The organism is Pseudomonas sp. SIMBA_067 (genome assembly GCF_046534675.1).
GTDB classification, from domain to species: domain Bacteria; phylum Pseudomonadota; class Gammaproteobacteria; order Pseudomonadales; family Pseudomonadaceae; genus Aquipseudomonas; species Aquipseudomonas putida.
The window spans coordinates 1-260 of the sequence record NZ_JAWRYH010000695.1; the positions used below are offsets into that span (position 1 = coordinate 1).

Annotated in this window: 1 pseudogene; it reads left to right on the plus strand. The window is 45.0% G+C overall.

The window, feature by feature from the left end:
* Window positions 1-260, plus strand: a pseudogene (locus SB765_RS30925) (energy-dependent translational throttle protein EttA); the annotation flags it as partial.

Consider the following 260-nt stretch of genomic DNA (forward strand, 5'->3'; position numbering starts at 1 on the left):
GGTGAGCGCAACCGTTTACACCTAGCTAAACTGTTAAAAGCAGGCGGCAACGTGGTGCTTCTGGATGAGCCAACTAATGACTTGGACGTTGAAACATTACGTGCTCTTGAGAATGCTATTTTAGAATTCCCAGGTTGTGTAATGTGTATCTCGCATGACCGTTGGTTCCTTGACCGTATTGCTACACACATTTTCGATTACCGCGACGAAGGCCAACTTAACTTCTTTGATGGTAACTACACTGAATACGAAGAGTGGCT